Annotated in this window: 17 protein-coding genes; 9 read left to right on the forward strand and 8 right to left on the reverse strand. The window is 40.2% G+C overall.

Going from position 1 to position 18630, the window contains the following annotated elements; genetic code table 11:
- Nucleotides 1-258: 258 nt before the first annotated feature.
- Complete coding sequence (locus OCK74_RS27085; RefSeq protein WP_279300252.1) at nt 259-657, reverse strand: transmembrane 220 family protein; 399 nt, start codon at nt 655-657, stop codon at nt 259-261.
- Between the two features lie 121 nt (nt 658-778).
- The gene (locus OCK74_RS27090) at nt 779-928 is read right to left on the reverse strand and encodes a hypothetical protein (RefSeq protein ID WP_279300253.1); all 150 of its coding nucleotides are present in this window, start codon (nt 926-928) and stop codon (nt 779-781) included.
- A gap of 51 nt (nt 929-979) precedes the next feature.
- Here OCK74_RS27090 and OCK74_RS27095 point away from each other — a divergent pair, with 51 nt between their 5' ends.
- The 3 genes from OCK74_RS27095 (at nt 980) to OCK74_RS27105 (ending at nt 3672) form a co-directional block, all read left to right on the forward strand.
- Nucleotides 980-1558, forward strand: a complete 579-nt coding sequence (locus tag OCK74_RS27095) for an RNA polymerase sigma factor (protein ID WP_279300254.1) — start codon at nt 980-982, stop codon at nt 1556-1558.
- Nucleotides 1555-2850 (forward strand): hypothetical protein, encoded by a 1296-nt coding sequence (locus OCK74_RS27100; RefSeq protein ID WP_279300255.1) that lies wholly within the window; start codon nt 1555-1557, stop codon nt 2848-2850. Before OCK74_RS27095 ends, OCK74_RS27100 begins: the two co-directional genes overlap by 4 nt.
- A 105-nt stretch (nt 2851-2955) precedes the next feature.
- A complete protein-coding gene (locus tag OCK74_RS27105; protein WP_279300256.1) occupies nt 2956-3672 on the forward strand; it encodes a hypothetical protein in 717 nt (238 codons plus the stop codon).
- Between the two features lie 77 nt (nt 3673-3749).
- On the opposite strand, the gene OCK74_RS27110 is transcribed toward OCK74_RS27105, so the two are convergent.
- Nucleotides 3750-7199 carry a ThuA domain-containing protein gene (locus OCK74_RS27110; RefSeq protein ID WP_279300257.1) on the reverse strand — a complete coding sequence of 1150 codons (3450 nt, stop codon included), beginning with the start codon at nt 7197-7199 and terminating at the stop codon, nt 3750-3752.
- 506 nt (nt 7200-7705) lie between these two features.
- Between OCK74_RS27110 and OCK74_RS27115 the strand changes: the two genes are divergently transcribed.
- Both OCK74_RS27115 and OCK74_RS27120 read left to right on the forward strand, forming a co-directional pair.
- The gene (locus OCK74_RS27115; RefSeq protein ID WP_279300258.1) at nt 7706-8446 is read left to right on the forward strand and encodes a DUF4114 domain-containing protein; all 741 of its coding nucleotides are present in this window, start codon (nt 7706-7708) and stop codon (nt 8444-8446) included.
- Between the two features lie 24 nt (nt 8447-8470).
- Nucleotides 8471-8653, forward strand: coding sequence for a hypothetical protein (locus OCK74_RS27120; protein WP_279300259.1), 183 nt, complete (start codon nt 8471-8473; stop codon nt 8651-8653).
- A gap of 68 nt (nt 8654-8721) precedes the next feature.
- Here OCK74_RS27120 and OCK74_RS27125 read toward each other — a convergent pair whose 3' ends face one another.
- Nucleotides 8722-9360 carry a hypothetical protein gene (locus tag OCK74_RS27125; RefSeq protein WP_279300260.1) on the reverse strand — a complete coding sequence of 213 codons (639 nt, stop codon included), beginning with the start codon at nt 9358-9360 and terminating at the stop codon, nt 8722-8724.
- A gap of 366 nt (nt 9361-9726) precedes the next feature.
- On the opposite strand from OCK74_RS27125, the gene OCK74_RS27130 reads away from it, so the two are divergent.
- Nucleotides 9727-11211, forward strand: coding sequence for a tail fiber domain-containing protein (locus tag OCK74_RS27130; RefSeq protein WP_279300261.1), 1485 nt, complete (start codon nt 9727-9729; stop codon nt 11209-11211).
- Nucleotides 11212-11274: 63 nt separating this feature from the next.
- Here the strand turns inward: OCK74_RS27130 and OCK74_RS27135 are convergent, their stop codons facing one another.
- The gene (locus tag OCK74_RS27135) at nt 11275-12525 is read right to left on the reverse strand and encodes a glycoside hydrolase family 28 protein (RefSeq protein WP_279300262.1); all 1251 of its coding nucleotides are present in this window, start codon (nt 12523-12525) and stop codon (nt 11275-11277) included.
- 105 nt (nt 12526-12630) lie between these two features.
- Here OCK74_RS27135 and OCK74_RS27140 point away from each other — a divergent pair, with 105 nt between their 5' ends.
- On the forward strand, nt 12631-12846 hold the full coding sequence (locus OCK74_RS27140) for a dodecin family protein (protein ID WP_279300263.1): 216 nt from the start codon (nt 12631-12633) through the stop codon (nt 12844-12846).
- Between the two features lie 154 nt (nt 12847-13000).
- On the opposite strand, the gene OCK74_RS27145 is transcribed toward OCK74_RS27140, so the two are convergent.
- The 3 genes from OCK74_RS27145 to OCK74_RS27155 form a co-directional block, all read right to left on the reverse strand.
- A complete protein-coding gene (locus tag OCK74_RS27145; RefSeq protein ID WP_279300264.1) occupies nt 13001-13891 on the reverse strand; it encodes an NAD(P)H-binding protein in 891 nt (296 codons plus the stop codon).
- Nucleotides 13892-13942: 51 nt separating this feature from the next.
- On the reverse strand, nt 13943-14371 hold the full coding sequence (locus OCK74_RS27150) for a MarR family winged helix-turn-helix transcriptional regulator (RefSeq protein ID WP_279300265.1): 429 nt from the start codon (nt 14369-14371) through the stop codon (nt 13943-13945).
- A gap of 141 nt (nt 14372-14512) precedes the next feature.
- On the reverse strand, nt 14513-15733 hold the full coding sequence (locus OCK74_RS27155; RefSeq protein ID WP_279300266.1) for an aminopeptidase: 1221 nt from the start codon (nt 15731-15733) through the stop codon (nt 14513-14515).
- Between the two features lie 467 nt (nt 15734-16200).
- Between OCK74_RS27155 and OCK74_RS27160 the strand changes: the two genes are divergently transcribed.
- Complete coding sequence (locus OCK74_RS27160) at nt 16201-17646, forward strand: Kelch repeat-containing protein (RefSeq protein ID WP_279300267.1); 1446 nt, start codon at nt 16201-16203, stop codon at nt 17644-17646.
- Between the two features lie 156 nt (nt 17647-17802).
- Complete coding sequence (locus OCK74_RS27165; protein ID WP_279300268.1) at nt 17803-18387, forward strand: PhnA domain-containing protein; 585 nt, start codon at nt 17803-17805, stop codon at nt 18385-18387.
- Nucleotides 18388-18630 lie beyond the last annotated feature (243 nt).

Genomic DNA, 18630 nt, shown 5'->3' on the forward strand with positions numbered 1-18630 from the left:
GTGCCGATGGAATATGTAGCGGTCAATGACAGCTTTGGGGAGAGTGGCACACCAGCCCAGCTGATGAAGAAGTACGGTTTGGATGCCGAACACATCGTAGGTGCCGTAGAAAAAGTACTGCAACGCAAAGAAGCTTACCAGAAAGTCTCTTAAAAAAGCAGAATTATTACTCATTAAAAGAAGGCACTAAGTCCCGGAGATTCATGAAAAGGTTCATGCATTACCGAACTTAAGTGCCTTCTTTACTCGATATGAAAATCAATTTATTTTTAAGAACTCGCCTCTTTTTTTAATACTCGATAACCAAACCATATTGATTAATAAAACAGAGAGTAGAATGATCAAACCCCAAAACTCCCTAGTTTCTTCAATCCAAGGTTTTGTGGCTTTCATTGTTTGTACAATGTTTTCAGAATGATGCTTTTCGACCATACTTAGCACGCCATTCGTATCGAAAAATAAATACACAGCATACAAGGCATAGACTACAATACCAATAATAAACAAGCCAACCTTGTATATTTTTTTTATTGCCAACCAGCATAGCAAGGCTCCATATAAGTACAATGGCATCCAGACATAGGGATCAGGGTCATTATACTGCAAAGCAGTAAACAGTAAAAACAGGATGACAAAAAGGACATTAAATATCACCATAGGAAATCATTATAGCAATTAAATGGAAATAAAGGATAGTATAAAGTTCAGTAAAGTCTGCAATAATTACAACTGCCTCGTAAATTTTCATTTAACTGATGCTTATTGATTACAAAAAATGTTAGCCCCAGGCAGATCTAAAGGAATCCAGGCAACTGGAATTCACCAGTTTTTGAGTCCCCCTATAATAATTTTTACCTTTACATAATGAAAATCCTGCGGGCTTGATCCACCAGGGCGTACCTCTAATTGAAGATTCTTTTGTTTTCATATCCAGGATTTTTTTGCAACAACCCAACCTTTTTTTCAAGCCTGTATATCTATGCCTGAAAACACCAGCCATTTGCCAGTTACGGAGCAACTTCTTATAAAGGGGTGTATTGCAGGCAATAGAGCTTTTCAATCAAAGCTATATGACCTGTATGCGCCTAAAATGCTGGGTGTCTGTATGCGGTATTCAAGAAATAAGCAAGAAGCTGAAGAAATATTACTTGAAGGTTTTCTGAGGGTGTTTACCTACATCAAAAAATACAGAGGTAGTGGTTCTTTTGAAGGATGGATCCGAAAAATTATGGTAAACTGTGCTTTATTCAAATATAGAAGCAAAGTACATCTACACCCGGTAATTGATCTTAAAATCGCAGGCTATGAAGTAGCAGGCGAAATTGATATAGCATCAAACCTGGATGCAAAGGAGTTGCTTATACTTGTTCAGTCTCTGCCTGTTGGTTACCGAATTATTTTTAGCCTATTTGTTTTCGAAGGATATAAACATCGCGAGATCGCTAAGCTCCTGGGCATTTCTGAAGGCACATCCAAATCCAATCTTGCTGATGCAAGAGCTTTGCTACAAAAATCATTGATGATAAAAGAACAGCTCATTGCAAATAATGGCTTATGAATGAAGATGTACACCATATTGACAACCTGCTTCGTTCGACTCTGGAGCATTATGAAGAAATACCCTCTCCTGCTGTCAAAGAGAGCCTGAATGCCATTCTGGATAAAAAGGATGCAGAAGCTTATAAAAGAAAATACGAAGCATGGAAAAGAATAGCAATTCTTGTATTGATCATGTTGAGCGGGTATATTTTATATGAATCAGGAACTGAGAATATAAATGCAGATCATTCAAAGGAAAGTTCAATCAGTAAAAACACAGGAATACCAGGAAAGCCCCAAATGCAGGATACAATTACTAATATTAGTACAGCTGCTATTGATAACAAACTGATGAACAAACACAACATCATTAGCACTAGCACAAACAGGCCACCAATTAAAAAAAATTATTGGAGCACCAATAAAAAAGTCCCCCCCAAACTATCTATACTGACATTAAGAAATAAATCTGGCATAGATAAACTGAGCCACCCGTTGATAAATTCTAGCTACAAAATGCAACAACCCACTTTCAATTATACTTTATTAAAAAACAAGGTTATCAATATTGAGCAACTAAATAAAGGCCGACATTTCAAGCCATATTGGATGATTACAGGCTGGGCATCATACGAGCAAATGAACTATAGGCTTGATAGCGATTTACCCAATGCAATAACAAGTATCAGGCATAGAGAAGTGCATGAACCTTCTTTCTCAGGAGGTATTTTTTCAACGCTACAAATAAAAAAGCAGTGGGCGCTGCAAACCGGCCTTGTACTTTCCCATACATCCATAGGCATCAGCCCACAAAAAATATATGCATTCCAGGAACCTGCTGGAAGTGTTGCATTTAAATACATCACTTCATCGGGTTATGCATATATAAAACCAGGAACAGGTGCACCACCTGCTGTTGGAGATAGTCTGAACACTGCAGAAGCGAAGCACATCCTGGAATCATTCAGTGTACCATTAGTAGTGAAATACGTTTTAGAAAGAAATAAATTTTCTTTCAGGCCCGGTATAGGCATCGAAGCTAATTTAATGACAAGTGCTAATGTGGAAGTGGAAATAGAAGAAACCCCGAGCAAGGAAGTCGTATTCATCAATAAACTAAATGGCGCCAAGCCATTTTACTGGTCATTAACAGCTGATGTTGAGCTCCAATACAGAGTAAATAATAAAATGTTTTTAACATTCCGGCCCTCATTCAAACATGCGTTATCACCAATAACAGAAGACAATGTGGTGGAAACTTTTCCTTATAGCTTTGGATTAGGTATGGGCATGACCTACAAATTCAGATGACTTTTTTTCCTGGCCACCCAACTAAAATGTTCACACATATTATCTTACTTTATAAACCAACCATCCTTATCATTTAATATTTTCTATTTGTTTTAATCATGAAACATGAAATACTTCACAATCCTGTCAGCTATACTCGTACTGCTGTTAGCCGCTTGTAACAAGGAGCACATACCTCCACCAGATGGCAATGAATATAAACCTGATGTGAGTCCGGAAAATTTCACCAACAGCACCCATATCACCAATCCATGGACTCCCTATGAGTTACAGAAAAAATACATATATGAAGGAAAATCGGTGGATGGCCAGGAAAAAGTAGAGGAACAACGACTGAACTCTACTAAAAAAATTATGGGTATTACTTGCATCGAGGTCAATTTCAAGGAATATGATGATGGAAAACTGGTTGAAGAAACTATTGACCGGTATGCACAGGACAACAACGGCACATTCTGGTATTTTGGAGAATCGGTGAATAACTACAATCCGGATGGCACACTAAAAGACCATGAAGGTTCCTGGGAAGCTGGTGTGGACGGTGCACAACCAGGCATCATTATGCTAGCCAATCCAATAGCAGGCATTACTTACCGGGAGGAATATTATTTGAATCAGGCTGAAGATAAAGCAGAAATCCTGGAGACAGGCATTACAGTTACAACTCTGCTTGGGACATTCAACAATTGCATCAAAACCAAAAACTACACAAGACTGGAACCGGATGTAATAGAATATAAATATTATGCTCCGGGTTATGGAGTTATCAAGGAAGTAAACCAGGCAGATAAGGAGGAAATATTTCTAACAGCCATACAGTAATCTATTCTGAATAATTGAAATGATGCAACCTGCCTCCAACTCTTCCAGCCCCATCAGTTGAAGGCAGGTTGCTGACGCTATTTTGAATCACTATTAAACTTAACCAATTCAATTCCTGCCTGGTTTACTTCTTTAGGATCTTTTGGCCTACTGACAATTAACAGGTTGTGTAATTTGCCATCCACAACGGATTGTAACATAGCTTTTATTAAGGTGCCTCCTTTTCCATCCTTTCCAATTGGCATTCCGCCGTTTAACTCAGTACTTCCGATTTTCTGCCCATTGGGAGCATCAAGATGGAACTCAAATATATAGCCCTTCTCAGGTGCTTTCTGCCAGGCAAGTGATAATTCTGCACTAGTTATACCTGTCATATCCAAACTATCCAACCGGAACCACCCCTCAGACTTTGGTACAATCATTAATTGGGTGCCATTAATGGAAATGGTATTATACTCTTTCATAGCCTTCACGCTTCCAAAGGTTACTATATTACTCCTTAGAGCGATGGAAGCTTCTGTGGTCAACGGCCGTACGCCATTGCTGCCTTTATCGGTATAGGATGCAGTTAGCAACAACACACCGTTTTCCTTTGCAGGTTTGCCTAAAGTTGATGGAACAAGACCTTTTACCGGTAATGATTTTTTCTGAGCGCTATTGCCCTTGAGGGAAAGAATATAAGTGACGATCTGGCGGACGTCTCCTTCTTTCAGATTGGGATGTGCCGGCATAGCAGTTTCACCCCAGACTCCTGCCCCACCTTTTATAATCTTATTGACCAGAAGCTTCTCTGCTCCTGACTCTTTCTGGTAGCGTTCTGATACTGCTGAAAATGAAGGACCAACCGACTTAACTTCTACTTTATGACAAGCTTTGCAGTCCTGAGCTTCCAGCAGGGTTTTACCCATCATTGCTTCTGAAAGTACCTGGTGGCCAAGGGATGCACCTGCCTTATCGGAGCCCTCAACATAATCAGCAGAAATAAAGAGTGCCGAAGAATCAGCTGTCATCATACCATCCTCTTTATCCTTGTATGTTACTGAATAAGCAACTGGCCTTCCCGGGAAATAAAACGTTTTGTTACCCTGTAAGGATATATTTACCATTGGTGCTTCATTGCCGGCAATAACATTGATCTGTTCACTCTTCACCGATGCGCCTTTCTTGTCTCTAACGGTAACATATAAAGTATATTCCCCTGCTTTGTCAAAAGTATGCTCCAGCCTGGGCTCCGATGTTTCCTTGCTCATGCCACCAAGATTCCATGTGTATTGAAGCCCATCTTTTTCCGGATCTTTTGCTTTGACCGTCGCCACAACCCGCAAAGGCAGCAGCCCGGAGGTTTTATCCACCTGAAAACTGGCAATACGGGGAGCCAAGTTGCCCCCATTGTAATCAATGCGAGAAAGGCCTGCATCAGGGTTTTTGGAAAACCAACCGCTGCCATATTCAAGGAGGTACAATTTACCATCAGGCCCAACCTCCATATCGATGCAAGAATTCAGCTTTGTGTTTTCCATGAAAGGTTCCATTTTATCAAAATCACCATTTGCCTGGAGTGTTACGGCTTTGATCCACCCACGAATCCAGTCATAAATAAAGAGTTTGTTATTATAATACCCAGGAAGTCTTGTTTCTTTTGGAAATAAATCGGTATAATAAACCGGACCCGCCATGGCGTTACGCCCACCTGCTCCTACTTGTGGAAAATCGGGCGACGGATCGTAAGGGTACCATATAAAGGCTGGCTGTGCCGGAGGAAGGTTCTGTTTGCCGGTATTATTCCTGGATGTATTGACAGGTTTTGCCGGATCAAAAATCTTTCCTGCTGTACCGGTATTGTAATCAAATTCGCGATAGGCGTAATTGTTCCCAACAAAAAGCGGCCAACCAAAAAAACCAGCTTTACGTGCCTGATTGATCTCGTCATAGCCACGGGGGCCCCGGATGCCGAAACTGTCCCTACCGGCATCAGGACCAACTTCGCCCCAATAGAGAAACCCGTTCTTCTGGTCTACAGAGATCCGATAGGGATTGCGGTTCCCCTGTACATAGATCTCCGGACGTGTCCCTTTTTGTCCTTTGGGATAAAGATTACCATCGGGTATCTCATAACTCCCATCTTCCTTAACACGGATGCGGATGATTTTGCCCCGTAAATCGTTAGGATTACCTGCTGTACGGCGGGCATCATATTGTTCATGCCCCAGACGTTGGTCTAAGGGTGCATAACCACTGTTGGGATAAGGTTGCTTCGGTTCATCAAAAGGAGTAGAATTATCCCCTGTAGAAAGATACAATAAGCCATCTTTGTCGAAGGCAATTGATCCACCTGTATGACAACAAATCTCCCGCTGGGAATAAAATTGCAGGACCACTTTTTCTGATGAAGGATCAATTTTATCGTTTTCAAACCTGAAGCGAGACAATCGATTCACAGAAGTGTCAGCCGGGCTATAGAAAACAAAAACATAATGATTTTTATCAAAGTCCGGATCGGCCTTGATGCCCAGCAAACCTTCTTCCGCATTCACGCCGGGTGTACTGGTTTTATAATACACATTGAGAAAACCAGCCTGCTTTAAAATGGAATCTCCTTTTTTATACAACAAGATCTCACCACGCCGTTGTGCTATCAACACATCAAGATTGGGTAGTATCGTCATTTCTGTAGGCTCGAATAATTGGCCACTCACCAAGCTTGTCTTGGCGAAGCGTTCTTCCTCAGGAACCTGGGCAGTTTTGGTTTTCCTGTAATCCAGTTTTTTATTATCACCGATAGCATATTGAATTCCGCCTAATAGCAGCCTTAAAAAATCAGGCTCTGAAAAGGATTCCTTAGTGTGACCAGAAGCCGTATAAAAGGCCCGGCCCCCATCATATTCATGGTACCAGGTCATAGGATGCTCACCCATTTTATGACCGCCATGGTAACTATTCTCGTTAATAGTAAGCAGAATATGCACATCCTTGTTCAGCTTTTTAAAGCTGTAAAATTCATCTATACGTTTCCATTGTTTTGGCAAATGCCTGGAAGCATTGTTATCCTGATCTACTACCTGGAATATTCCTTCCTGTACATTAGGAAAAGTATCATGAATGCCTGGATGATCAAGGAAATACCCGCCCACAAGGCGCCCATACCACCCCCAATCGTATTCGGCATCTGCAGCAGCATGTATGCCTACAAAACCACCTCCAGCCTGTATATACCGCTCAAATTCCGCTTCCTGGTAATGGTTCAAAACATCGCCAGTTGTACTCAGAAAAATTACAGCTGCATATTTGTCCAGGGTATCCTCCATAAACCAATCGGCATTAGTTGTGGTATCTACTAAAAAGTTGTTCTGGCTACCTAACTTCTTAATGGCAGCTATGCCGTCCGGAATGGATTCATGGTGATATCCCGCAGTTTTAGAGAATACAAGAACTCTAGGCGTACCAGAACGCTTTGAACAAGATGTTAATACAAAAAAAAGGACAACAATTAGTGCAATACTTTGAAGACAAGCAAAAAGACGGTTCATATCAATCAAGGATAAATTATAGGTCTATTAAGAAATCAATAAATAATGATTATTAATACATTAAAAACTATAAATCTAGGGATAATTTATTTGTTACTTTCCACACTTTTGAATTCGAATGTAATTGATCACTTTGAAAACATATCACAGCTTTTCAATATGTACAATAATACAGTATGCGTTGCAGATTATATTGAGCAAAGAGACCATTAACCTGTTTGCTGAGCTCTCTATTAGAAGCATAACGTATATGCATAATACCAATTACTAATGTATTTAAACATTGGCAGGAGATTTGCTTTAAAATTTTTAGGTTATACTTGACAACCCTTCTAATGATCCTATTAAAGATTCTTCACTGATCTCGCTTGTCTTAGAGAAACTTATTCAAGTAGTATCCCGAAAAGCCATATTGAACGTATTATGGATTCTCAATAAATTAAATTTTTCTGAGAAAATGAAAACCTATAATACCAATTCCGGAGCTTTTGTATAAAACCGACAACATGAAAATAAACACCTACATTACCCTATCAATTCCGCTCTTTTTAATGAGTGCATGTCAAAAAGATGAAGTGTTATCGAGGCCTGTAGATTTTTCAGCGGCAAGTTACCAGGCATTAGGGAGTTACGATTCTTTAGGCAAACCAAATTATTTATTAACAAGGGACAAGGTATCTCCAGACATGATCATCTACCTCAAGTCAACTCTCACTGAAAAGTCTGATGTAAGAGAAACTCACCCTGAGTTATTAACAAACAACACACCTGCAGATATTGCAATCACTCAGTCTTCTGATGTATTCATCACTTTCACTTATCAAAATACCGTCTATGCAAATGCCCTAGCTTTTTATACCTATCCAACGAATACGCCCCCAACAACAGGAAAGGACATCAAATCCATCACCTATATTTTCCCTAATGCAGGAGCTGGTACCCCATTGAAGCCAGGTGATAAGGTAAATATTGGAAGATTTGAACCAGGGACCTCTATTGGCTTTGTTGTATTGAAAGGGGCATGGAATGCAAACACCAAAACACTTGACAGTAAAGTGGAGCATTTTTGTTCAAGTGACATTTTAAATCCAGAAATTGATACCAAATTGAAAAAGCACTCGGTAATGCTTAACTATGCTACTGAAAATAAAACCTTGATCTGCCTGGAAAACACAGATAGAACAAGTGATAAATGTGATAACGATTTTAACGATGTCGTCTTCTATGTGACTTCTACACCTTTATAATTTGGGTAGATTGAACCCAGTAACATGGAAATCAATAATGCTACAGGAAATGAAGTGGTTCATTTTGAACAGCACGCAGATGCAAAAACGTTGAATATTAATAAATCATTTACCGTGAAAAATGGCATCACCTATAGAATCAAAGTAGAGGCAGATGACCATGCTAGTAATGGATCTGAAAAACAAATATTGATCAATAGCCGATAACTACTCATTACAGAGTTTGTAACACCTAAAAAGCCGATGTGGAATATGAGTTTGCCAGCAAACAAGGCTTATTGCTGACAAAAAAGAATCAATTTCACCAAGTCATCCTGCTTTTTAAGATCAATATTATTGACTTTGATAAAATCCTGTATAGCATCTGCCCTGCTGGGAAAAACCCTTTGAATTTGCTTCAGGTTGTTGGCTTCATAATAATTAAATTTCTTTTTCAACCAATAGTCAGTATGAGGCAATGTCGTGTAATTATCGGGCAACCTCAATCCATAAACTCTGCCGGCAGAAGAAATATCTGAAAGCGAGGTAGCAAAACTGGAGTTACCACCATAAGCTGTTGGGATCCCTGCGTTAATGAGGCTAGCTGAATGTCTTGCCAGTAAGGGAATTATTGTATTAGTCAGCACTTCATAAAATTTGTTATCAACCGGGATAAACTTTCGTCCTTCAATGATGACCGTATCAATGGTGGGCAGTTCGGCCAATGCCAGCCGGTTTCCCTGCTGTTCAAAGATGATCTCCTGTGTGATCGTATAATAATTCAACAGTGTATTTGCTTCACTGCCATTTTTCATTTTGACCTTTCCCTTTTTAAATTCAGGAAACAAGTAAGGTGATAAAGAATCTTTTTTTTCTTGTGCCAGTGTTAAGATTGTGGAGGGAATTAAAAATGAAAGCAGTAGTAATGATCTCATTTTGGTTAAATTTTATAGATGCAATTTACTTGATGAGCATGAAAAAAGCCCGATGTATAAACACCGGGCGATTAAGAGATTGACTTAATGCCGTACAAAACGCAAAAATGATTATGAAATAAATATGGAACAGAGTTCTAATCCGACCTTACATGATCAAAATCCGACAACTAGCTGAACCCTTCCGAGCTTAACCATTAAAGCTATAAGAATGGCGTACCTTTAAGGGACATTTTCTCTTTTAGAAGAGTGCCCTATCAAAACCTAATTTTCATCTTTTCCAGTTATTCTTTGGAATGGAATCCACATCCCTGTCGAATTGTAGTTAAAGTCGACCCTCATTTTTTGATCCTAAATATTTCCATTATGAGAAAAGATCTTTTCTTTCTGCTACCAATCATTACTGTTTTCATTTCTCTCAACACAGGAGCACAAAACACATCTCCTTACTGGAGCCTGGCTGGTAATTCCAATGCTTCTTCCACAACATCCAAGCTTGGCACTACCAATGCTATTCCCCTTCGGCTTTTTACCAACAATGCTACACGTATCTATATTAGTTCTGGTGGTAATGTAGGGATAGGCACTTCTTCCCCTTCTCAAAAACTATTTGTATCTGGTAATACCATCATTACAGGTAATGTAGGTATTGGTACAACCAACCCTAATGACAAGCTGCATGTGGTAGGTATCGGGTTATTTACCCAGGGCGTATCTGCATCAAATGGTGGAGTTATCGGTAATAATACCAATGGTGCTGGCCTCATTGGCGAAGGTAATACTTTTGGACTCTATGCCAGGAGTACAGGGGGTGGCCATGGTGTGGATGGCTGGAGTAGCTACCTGGGTGTTTATGGAAACGGTGGTTCCTATGGAGTTTATGGCGCCAGTGGTTATATTGGTGTTTACGGCGGGGGTAGTAACTCTGGCATTTATGGATCTGGTACTACCTATGGCGCCTATGGAACCAGCGCAAATGGAATTGGCGTAGTCGGGAATAGCACCAATTACCTGGGAGGCTACTTTTATTCTGCAAACTCCTATGGTATAAGAGCAGCCACAGGGTTATCCAGTAAAAACTGGGCAGGTGTATTTGATGGGAATGTACTTGCTTATGGAAGCTACCAGACCAGTGATCAGAACCTGAAGAAGAATATTGAAGATTTTACAGATGCCATGAGCATCATCAGTAAACTTAAACCCAGAAGCTATGAATTCCGCAGAGAAAAAAGACTGGCATCTTTAAACCTGCCTGAAGGAAAGCATTTTGGATTGATTGCCCAAGAGCTGGAAGACGTACTGCCCAACCTGGTGAAGGAAGTAGAAAATGATCTTCCTCCAGAGCTGGAATCCAAGCCGCAATGGCCCGAAGCACCTGATGCAGAAAGAGCCATTACAACACCACCTGCAACACAGCAAACGCAGGTAACAGAAAAAATAACTATCAAAGCTGTAAACTATACCGAACTCATTCCCTTACTTATTAAAGCCGTTCAGGAACAACAACAAAAGATCGATCAGCAACAACAGCAAATTGAAGATTTGAAAAAACTGGTCAACAAGATCACTCAAGGACAATATACCAATACAACCATCAGCAGCTTCTTAGGGCAAAATAACCCTAACCCTGTAATCAACTCAACTAAGATTGCCTTTAGCATACCGGAAGGGGCAAAGAATGCACAGCTGTTGATCTCGGATGACCTGGGCCGTCCCCTTAAAACCATACAAATAAATAATTCCGGAGCTGTTGACTTCGATGCATCCACATTAACCAGTGGAGTTTATCATTACTCCCTGATCATTGATAACAAAACCATACAAACCCGGAAAATGACAGTAGTAAAATAATCCGCTTTTCTACCAGTTTAACCATTGTTGCATTTTGGAGTTAAATATCTCCGGAAGGGCTTTTTATTTTATAACCAAAGGCATACCATTTACGATTACATTTTCGGCTTTAATGTCCTGATATTTGTTTTTTAAGATTGGAGCCTCTGATGTAGCATTAATATCCTTGAAAACAATATTATAAACACTATCGGAAGGATTTCCTTCAATGTCTCCAAAATTTTTGCATTCCACCTTAATATTGGATATGGTGATGTTACGAACAGTGGCATATGGTTTTTCAGAACTACCACCCATATTGAAAAACTGTTTCCAGGGATTTAAGTTTATGATGGAACCACATTTGCCTGATACATTGTCAATGGTAATGTTTTCATATGTTTGATAGGTATCAGGGCGCATTTTTAATCTTAATATGGGACAGTTATTCTCAACCTTGCAATTCCTCAATGTAATATTCCTGGCATGAATACTTTCACTACCTATTGTTAAGGTGCCATGTGCTTCGCCAAATGTGCAATTTTCAACCAAAATATCTTCCACCACACCATTTTCCGAACGCTTATGGGCATCAGGACCTTTTCCTCCTTTGATACAAACAGCATCGTCATTTACAGAAATATAACAATTGCGAACGATTACTTTTTTACATACGTCAATATCAATACCATCGGTGCTCGGAGCAGGAACAGGCCTATATGGAGAGCGAATGTCGCAGTTCTCAATTAATACATTTTGACATTGGTATAAATGGGTGGTCCAGAATCCTGAATTACGAAGTTTTACATTTTGAAGATGTACCTGATTGCACCCCCAGATAAACAGCAGGCGTGGACGATGAATTTCCAGGTTAGTGGCCTCTTTGCCTATCTTTCTCATCGAATCGCGATAAGCCCAAAATGTTGACCAAAACCGATTCCCATTACCATTAATCATCCCTGGTCCTGTTATACTAAAGCTATCAACATAATAAGCATTGATGAGAGCTGCATAATAGAGGAGGCTTCTTCCTTCCATACGCGAGGGAATCAAAGGATAATCAGAGATATTGTCAGATCCTTTCAACACTGCGCCTTCCAATAGACGAAGCTTCGTATTCGGCTTAAAAAATAAGGCGCCAGTCAAAAAAACACCCTTAGGTATGACAATAGTTCCACCACCACTTCCATGAGCCTTATCGATGACCTTTTGAATGGCCTGGGTATTCAGCTTTGTACTATCTGCGCTCACACCTAACTGGGTGATCACATAGTCTTGCGATTTGGCTGTAAATCCAATAACAAATAAGCAAATGGCTATTAATAGTTTTTTCATAAATAAAAGTGCAATCTAATTTTTTATTCATTCATATCCAGTTGCATTTGCAGATTATAAAACAAGTAACTTTATTGATATTAATAATCATTAAACTATAATTTTATGGCTGTTGTTAAAGTCATCGAAGTTTTAGCAAGCTCCACGAAAAGTTGGGAAGATGCTGCACAGCAAGCTGTTAGCCATGCAGCGAAAACTCTGCATAATATAAAATCAATTTATATCAAAGAACAGAGTGCAGAGGTAGAAAATGGTAAAATTTTAGACTACCGGATTAATGCAAAGATCAGCTTTGTTTTGGAAGGAAGTGAAACAACCTAACTTGTAATCACTGAATTCAATAGCCGATGACGCCGTTCTTGTAGGTGTATTAAAGCCCAACTACCATTGGCAGTTGGGCTTATGTAGCAGCCTTTAGGTGTATGCAGGATGCGATTTATCTTTGATTTTTAACTATGCTCATTGTTTAGAAAACTTAACCTGCATTATATACTGCTGCAAATTCTTTTGCAAAATCTTCTAATTTGGTTTCACCAAATTGTTGTGGACGATGTTGCAGGAAATCTTCCCACATTTTGCCGGTGCGCATAGCACTTCCCATCTCTACATATTTTTTCGACATTTCTTCCGGCACCCCCGCCTGTGTCAAGCCACCATATGCTTGTTCATCAGTAAAGGAAACCCAGGTCAAATCCGGTTTCCCAACAGCAGCACCCAACACCCTGGCAACATCGCCTGTGGTTCGTTCATCACTTGTGAGGTAGCGTACAGAATGCCCTTTTAATGAAAGATTCACTAATTCGTCAGCCGCAACTTTGGCAATGTCCCTGGGATGAGATAAATCCATGTTAGCGTTACTATCACCATAATTGCCTCCAATGATATTCATGCCTTTGATCATTTCTATGTTGCCATAAAAATTTATAAAGAAATAGCCGGGACGCAAGTGCAACACATTAGTATCACTCAATTTGTTTAGTTCTTGTTCTACACGATATAAGCCACTAACAGGCCCGCAACCTTCGGGCATATGTGCACCGACGCTACTTAGGTTTACAACATACTGAATGTTGTTAGCCTTGATCGCTTCGGCATAGTTGGCACCAACTTTTTGATATGCATCCAAACCCTGGGCAGCGTATTGTGGTGGGATCATTGTGTAAACGGCATTCGCGCCGGAAAATGCTTTTGTCAAAAAAGCAACGTCTTCTACCGAACCAATGGCAGCCTTTGCCCCTTTTTCGGTAAGAGGTTTCAAGTGTTCAGCATTTCTGCTTATTACAGTTACATCGTGACCAAGAGCCAATAATGATTCTGCCAGTGGTTTGGAGATGTTGCCGGCACCGCCGGTGATAACGTACTTCATGTGATTTAATTTTAATTGTATTTGTATATACAAGTATTTGGATAAAAAAAATTACTTCCCTAACTTATCAGCAATCTTGCCCATATCTTGTACTAAACGGCTGCTTTCTTCCTCGCCCAAAAGGCTTGTATACTGCTTATAAAACCGGTTCAAACATTCTTTCATTTTCGGCTGCATTTCTTTGGCTTTGGGTGTGGGATAAACATTAGTGATCTTGCCCTCATAGGTGCGAACTGCCAATTTCTTTTCTTCCAACTTTTCGATAAGACGCGTAATGGTACTGGGTTGAAGGTGAAGCTCCGCCGACAGCAATGAAGGCTGTATACCGGGTTCTTCCAGCACAGCCATCAGCAAATATGCATAACTGGGGGGAAGATCTACAGCTTTCCAGCTTTCAATAGCCAACTTCTCTACCTTTCGTGCCAGAGCAGCCGAGGTAAAGTACAGGCATTGACCATATTTACTGTCCGTTATTTTCATATGCCGGGCAAAGATAAAATAAGTTTATTTGTATATGCAAATAAAATTTCCTTAAAGTGGACATTGGCTTTTTTATTCCTGCCCTTTTCCTAGTTACAACGACTATACTGGCTGCTACAACTCACTATTGCCCCTTTAAAACTAATCAAGTATAAATTGCCCATCCTTGTAAATAATCACTTCTGTATTGTTACGCAGCCTGGCAGTTACAGTTCTGTTACTTGTGCTTATGATATCCGTATGTACTTTAGGACAACTGTTATAGCCCATCTCAGTCCATTGTTCATCTGTTACTGCTGACATATCTCCCTGATATGTATCCTTATAAGCATTGCCCAGGGCGATATGTGTGTTCCCAAATGCCCCACCCATATTTTCATCATACAAGGTAGTAGCCATGAAATTAGTTATACGCGAATGGCGCTTATCGGTAAGTGAAAATTCGCCGACCTTATCTGCATTTTCCTGCGATATCATTTCTTTCAATGCATCTTCATTTTCGGTAGCGGAGGAAGCTACCACTATCCCATTTTCAAAGGTGAGCGATACACCAGAAATGCGTTTACCTGAATAATATAAGGGCTGATTAAAATTGATTGAACCATTGGTTCCCCGCCAGTCAGGAGATGTAAATATTTCAAAACTCGGAATATTTTTTCCACCACCACTTAGCCACTTCCTGTGCTCACCAATTTGCACCTGCAGATCTACATCATCACCCTTTATGTGGAGCTTTTCGATTCCCAAGGCATCCAACTTATCTTTTATATCTTCAATCTCCTTTTGCACTGTTTTCCATTTCTTTACCGGATCATCCTCCCGTAAGTAACATGCTTCAATAATCTGATCCCAGTACTGCTCCAAACTCAAACCAGCTTCATCCGCCATTGATTGCGTGCCGTATAGGCAAAGTGACCACGATAACTTTCCTTCCTGTTCTTTCTTTTCACGCATCTTCATATATGGAGCTCTTGCACTGTTCATCATACTGATTTTTGATGAAGGCAATCCTTCCAGAAAATGAATGTCCGGCTCTGAAATAATAAACAATATGTGGTCGGTTGCCTCAACAATTCCCTGCCAATAAGGCTTTGCGAAGAAACCTATTTGCTCATCAGATCCATTTTGTAGCAGAAAGCGTGTAAGACTTTTATCTTGCACGTTATCAGGTTGGTAATGAGTGATCAGGTTTCCACCTGCCAGATAGATCTCTTTTGCAATAGCCATAAAAAGGTCTTTCGCGCACTCCTGCCCTACCAGGAATACAGTATCCCCCTTATTAATTCCCTCACCGTTATTCAAAGCATATTGAACCATTACCTGCGCATATTTTTTCAGCAGGCTTTCATCGAGTTTCACCATATTGCTGGTTTTTTAAAGTCAACGAAGTTATAAACAAACGGCCGGCAAACCACATCTGCAAGTAGAAGCCAGAACACAAACCGGGGCTGTGCCGTTACGTTATGCTTTATCCCCGCACATTTTGATCAATCCAGCCCAGCCATACACATCTTAAACTATTTTATAATTCATAGAAAAATGGAATGATACTTGCCAATGATTAAAAAGTTATTGACAGGTGCATGAACCATACTATCCTTTAATGATGAATTTATAAGAATAAACAGATTGGAAAGTAACGTCTATGAAAAGCCAGGTTCCCAACCGTGACAAACCCTATGCATCCTTATATAGGTTAAAACAGCGGTGTAGCATATCGAATCTCGCCGCTGTTTTTACTACATTCATGCAGCGACAGGAAGTACAGAACCTGCAAACGCGTTTGGAAGGTAATGATTCATCGTTCTACGAATCTTTTGAAAATTCTAATGAAACCGATACTAAGATTATCATTTTTTCTATTTTTTTTGTTGCTGACGGGTTTTCTTTCCTGCAAAAAAGACTCCTCTGAAGATGGAAATAATTCTTCAAACAATAAGCCGGTAGCAATTGCCGGCCAGGATCAAGCCATAACATTTCCCATAAACTCATGTACGTTGGATGGAAGCACCTCTAATGACCCTGATGGCAAAATTTCAGGTTATCATTGGTCCAAAATACAGGGCCCGACGTCTTACTCCATTCAAAATCGATCTGCTGCGCAGACAACAGTCAATAACCTGAGCGTGGGCGTTTACCGGTTTGAATTAATGGTAATTGATAATGGTGGATCAATAGCAAGGGATACTGTACAAGTAACAGTTCATCCAGGAAATGCAGACAGTTGCGATGTGAGCGACCGACAACAAGTTAATGCAACATTAACCCAAATTGGGACCCTGTCTGAGCCCAGGGCGCCATCTGTAGCTGCAGCGGGTGGTAAAATTGTTTTTGCAGGAGGACCCAGCGTTTTTACCAATAATAATGGCACAATCAATTCATCGCCTTCAGCAGCAGTTGACATATACGATATAGGTACGAAATCCTGGACCAGAGCACAACTAAGCCAGGCAAGACAGGGCATGGCTGCGGTAAGCTGCGGCAACAAAATATTTTTTGCAGGGGGCAGTATGAGTACGGTGAATTTTATAGGCCAGGATGTGTATGATAATGTGGATATATATGATATAACCTCAAATAGCTGGACTGTAGCCCATTTAAGTGAGCCAAGGTCCTTTTTGGCAGCTGCGGCCATTGGAAGCAAGGTATTCTTTGCCGGTGGAACAAAAGATGGAATGTATGGAAGCAAAACTGTTGATATTTATGATACAGTGTCAAAACAGTGGTCAGTAGCTAATTTATCTGAGGCAAGGTTTAGCTTAAGCGCAATTACTTCTGATAACAAGGTTTATTTTGCTGGTGGCAGTGATAAAGATAAATTTTACAGCCAAATTGATATCTATGATACAGTCAATAACAACTGGTCCACATCTTCATTAATTGAACTCTCCAACGGAATATCAGTCGTTGCACTTGGTGATTTTATTTACTGGGGCGGCGCGAATTGGACACAGAATACAGGTAAAGCAGAAATCTGGAACACAAAAAATGGTGGCGTTACCATTAGCTGCTTATCTTATCCAAGATCGCATCCAACTGCTGTCATTAAAGGCGAAAATATTGTCTTTTTCACCTCTGGCAATTATGGATCCTTTAGTGCTACAGAAAACAGGTTTGATATTTATAATACAATAACGAACAAATGGTCTGTAGGGTCGTTAAACCAGGCAATTGCCGGAGCGAGCTTCATTAACGTAGATAGTGTGATTTATGTAGGCGGCGGTGTTATGGATCAAAACACTTTTACAGATAAAGTTTATACGCTCAATTGGTGATTCAATATCCTTTCCCACTTGAAAAGCCCAGCTGTGTCACTTCAGCAGATTTAATCTAAAATTTGCAGCATCTATCATAAACATACCATTTAACCGGTATCATATCAACCCGGCATAATAATTATCCTTTACCTTCGCCGCTTTAATTAGAATAAAATGAAACTGGAAGAATTGCTGCTCAAAAGAAGTGGGAACCAATGTGAGCTTTGTAACTCAGCTGAAGGCGTACAGCTATATGAAGTGCCACCCCAAAGCAGCAGAAATGAAGATAACTGCATCATGATCTGTGCTAAATGCCACGCGCAGATTGAGCAGAAAGAAGAACTGGATAGCAATCACTGGAAAGTTTTATCAGAAAACATGTGGAGCGAAGTGCCGGGTGTGCAGGTGGTTGCCTGGCGCATACTGAATCGACTGCGCAACGAAAGTTGGGCAGCCGACAATCTTGATCTGCTTTACCTAGACGAAGAAAAACTGGCCTGGGCCAAAGCCACAGGCGACCATGAACATGATGGTAGTGTGGACCTGCACAAAGATGTCAATGGCAATGTACTACAGCAGGGAGATACGGTTGTGCTCACCAAATCATTGGATGTAAAGGGCTCTACCCTCAATGCCAAAATGGGAACAGTAGTGAAGAACATCCGCCTGGTAGAGAACAATACAGAACAGATCGAAGGAAAGATTGAAGGCCAGGTAATTGTAATTCTCACCAAATATGTAAGAAAGCAAGGTAGTTAAGGATTCTTACGCGAAAAGGATACCCTATAAGTATATGCTAATCAACACATTTTCCAAATCTTGCGCCAAATGGGTCGAACTGACAGTAATCCTGTCCACAAATAATTACGCCGGAGTAAGATAATTCCGGTGTAATTATTTTCTAGATATTAGAACCATTTTATGCTCTGTATTCTAAGATTCCACCAAATGTTTTTTGGAGACCCTAAAAAGTTGTGTAAATAGGAAGTAGTAACTGTATTT

Origin of the sequence: Paraflavisolibacter caeni, assembly GCF_025628885.1 — a bacterium.
GTDB classification, from domain to species: domain Bacteria; phylum Bacteroidota; class Bacteroidia; order Chitinophagales; family Chitinophagaceae; genus Flavisolibacter; species Flavisolibacter caeni.